Here is a 3440-nt window from a genome sequence, read left to right as displayed (position 1 = left end):
CTGGCAAGTTCATAAGATCAGTTCTCCAATCACGCGGTTGGAAACAAATAGCGCTTTGGAAGTTAAAGCCAAGCAGTCATTCTTTAAAGTTAGCATTCCGATCTTAATCAGTTTTGTCATTTGCTTATCATAAAGGTCGGTTAGTTCAACCTGAAAACGCTCTTTAAACTCTTGCAAATTAATGCCGTTGCGTAAACGCAAACCCATCATTAAATAGTCCTGCATAATTCTTTCGGGGGAAAGCTCTTCTTTTTGCTGGAAAGTTATTTTGCTATCCACACTTTGATAGTAGATATTTAGGTCACAATAATTTTGATAACGAATTGGGGCAATCCAGCCCGCGGCAGAAACTCCCAAAGCTAAATAATCATCACTCTTCCAGTATCTTAAGTTATGCCTGGATTCAAAACCGGGCAAAGCAAAATTGGATATTTCATATTGGACATAGCCAGCTTGCTTTAAATGCTGGCAGAGAAATTCATATTGTTCTGCCTGATTTTCTTCCTCCGGCAATTCATTTACTTCTTGGGCAAGTGAGCAATCGGAATCCAAAGTTAAAAGATAGCAGGATATATGTTCCGGTTCCAGTTCCCAATAGGCATCCATCGTTTGTTGCAAGGACTGAACGGAACTATTTGGCAAACCGTAAATTAGGTCTAAAGAAACATTGGTGAAATGCTCTTTTCTACAGAGGGCTATTTTATCCTTAATTTGTTCTGCTTTATGGCGACGGTTTAGCCAGGCAAGTTCTTTATTATTCATACTTTGCAAGCCAATGGACAAACGGTTGACGGGTGTTTTATGCAGTTCTTGAAGATAGGGCTCGGTAATTTGCAAGGGGTTAATTTCCAGGGTAATTTCAGCATCCTGCAAAATATTTAGTCCCTCTAAGAGAGCGTTAATTTGGTTTGCACTTAAAAGCGAGGGAGTTCCACCCCCAAAATAAACAGTGGCGATAGGTCTTTTTAACTGATTGCCGTAGAGTGCTTTCTCTTTTTTTAGATAAGTAACATATTCATTTATAGCGCTCTGTCCATAAGGAAGCGTGAAAAAACTGCAATATCCGCATTTGGATAGGCAAAAAGGAATGTGAAAATAAAGTCCTAATGTGGATGAGTGAAAATCCTGTTCCATCGGATATGTGGATCGTCATAAAGTTTATTGAACTCAATACCTCTGCTGAAGAAAATCAACCAAGGCGTGCCAGTGATACTTTTGCGTTCCAAAAAACCCCAATAACGACTGTCTTCACTTACATCGCGATTATCACCCATCACAAAATAGCACTTATCGGGAACTTTTATAGGGCCGAACCAATCGCGGTTAAATATTTTCCGAACCGAGGTAGAATCACCTTCAGTCCTCACTCTGTAAGGTTCATACCAAGGATTCATTGAAACATAATCAAAGCTGTTTTCGGGATAAGTAAAATATTCCACTCGTTCCGGAGAAGCGGGTGGACTGGGAACTGCCACTCCGTAATTTTCAAAGCCCTTGGTATATTCTTTGCCATTCACATAAACAATTTTATTTTTCACTTCTATGGTATCTCCCGGCATCCCGATAACTCTTTTGACAATATTTCTGCGGGCATAATAGCTTATATGAAAAGCAGTTAAAGGAAATTTGGAAAAGCTTTGTTTCTTGTTGATATAGATAGGAGGGAATATTTTGATAAAATCATCTTTATAGTCCTTATGTTCAGGAGTGCCTTCTTCAATTTTGGGATAGCGAAAAGTGACGATTTCGCCTTGTTTGGGGTCACTGAAAAAATACTTTATCTTATTGGCTACCAGATAGTCACCTACTAAAAGTGTCTTTTCCATCGAAGAAGAAGGAATCAGGAAATTTTCAAAAGTGTAATTGCGGATAATCATTGCCACTACAAAAGCAAAGAGAATTGCTTCCGTCCAATCTTGCAGACCAGGTTTGCGTTTATGAAATTTTTTCCCTTCCGGCAGGGGGGTTACAGTATAGGGCAGAATATCCGATTTAATTTTTTCTTTTTTGGGGCTGATTTTATCTCTCATCCGTAACTATCCTTATTATTTATACCATTTAAAATTACAAAGCTAAAATTACAGCGTTTGTGTCAAGCAAAAGCTTTGCGGAGTTCATTAGATCAATTATTTTTAGGTATAGAGAAGCGGAGAGAGTTATCTTCTTGATGTCAGCTGCCTATTTGCCATACAATTATCATTATTTATAGTTAAAATGCCAGCATCAACAGGGACTCTACTTCGGCAGCGGTAAATTGACTCACCATACCAATTTTGGGGCTAATCATAATAAGCTTAACTATTTGCGGCAGTTCATTTTCCTTAATTCCTAAGTCCCTTAATGACTTTGCCATACCCCATCCTTCCAATTTGTCGCGAAAACGATGCAGGGCACGCGATACATTTTCTTCATCCCAAACATTTTTTGCCCAGCGTAAAAAGCGGGCAGGGTCTTTTTCGCTCATATATTCAATCCAGGCAGGAAAAATTACTCCCAAACCTTCTCCATGTGCAATGTCAGGATGCAGAGCGGAAAAACTGTGTTCAATATTATGGCAAGCCCAGTCACCACCTCTTAAACCAATTCCAGAAATACCATTCAATGCCATAGTTGCGCACCAAGCCAAATTACTTCTGGCAAGTAAATCATTGCCATTAACCTGAAGTCGATTGGTCATTTCTATGATTGTCTTTTGTAAAGCATCGTCTATAGCCAAAGTAGCAATGGCTTTCTCATCGGCAAAATAGAATTCCAGAATATGGGCAATGGCATCCATAGCTCCATTGGCTGTCTGTTTGAAAGGCAAACTATTTTGTACGGAAGGGTCTATAATACTTACGCGAGGATAGAGCAAAGGTGAATAAACACCCCATTTTTGCAGGGTTTGAGAATTTGTGATGACGGCAGTTCCATTCATTTCACTACCAGTGGCGGAAATGGTTAAAACGGTATAAATGGGCAAGGCATTGCGAATACTTTCCTTTTCTTCAAAAACATCCCAAATATTATCCAAATAAACACCGGCGGCAACAGTTTTGGCAGTGTCGATCACACTTCCGCCTCCGACGGCAAGAATCGCCTCCACTTTATCTTGCTTGGCAATTTGGCAGAGTTCTTTCACTTTTTCCAAAGTGGGATTTGACTGCACTCCCCAACCCTCAATTAAACGGATATTTGCCTTAGTAAGGGATTCCAGAACTTGATCATATACACCGTTTGCTTTTATGGAACCACTTCCGGCAACCATTAAGCAGCTTTTGATATTTGCATTTTGTAATTCGCTTCCGATTCTTTTAATCTTGCCTACGCCAAATTCAATCCGCGTTGGATTATAAAAACTGAACGCATCCATTTTTCGCTCCTTTATTAGACATCACTATTTGATTCTATACATATAATAAAGCATATCTAAAATAAAACAAGCAAAAAAAGAATGAGGG

At 39.2% G+C, this 3440-nt stretch carries 3 protein-coding genes; all 3 read right to left on the bottom strand.

Annotation, left to right across the window (positions count from 1 at the left end; translation table 11 throughout):
- Positions 1-9: 9 nt before the first annotated feature.
- The 3 genes from hemW to ABFC98_00760 all read right to left on the bottom strand — a co-directional run bounded on the left by hemW (position 10) and on the right by ABFC98_00760 (position 3352).
- Positions 10-1134, bottom strand: a complete 1125-nt coding sequence (hemW, locus tag ABFC98_00770; GenBank protein ID MEN6444559.1) for a radical SAM family heme chaperone HemW — start codon at positions 1132-1134, stop codon at positions 10-12.
- A complete protein-coding gene (gene lepB, locus ABFC98_00765; protein MEN6444558.1) occupies positions 1104-2030 on the bottom strand; it encodes a signal peptidase I in 927 nt (308 codons plus the stop codon). Before lepB ends, hemW begins: the two co-directional genes overlap by 31 nt.
- Positions 2031-2209: 179 nt before the next feature.
- Entirely contained in the window at positions 2210-3352 is a 1143-nt protein-coding gene (locus tag ABFC98_00760) for an iron-containing alcohol dehydrogenase (protein ID MEN6444557.1), read from the bottom strand.
- Positions 3353-3440: the final 88 nt, after the last annotated feature.

The sequence above is a fragment of the Candidatus Cloacimonas sp. genome (assembly GCA_039680785.1).
Taxonomy (GTDB): Bacteria; Cloacimonadota; Cloacimonadia; order Cloacimonadales; family Cloacimonadaceae; genus Cloacimonas.
This window is presented reverse-complemented; position numbering and strand designations above follow the sequence as displayed.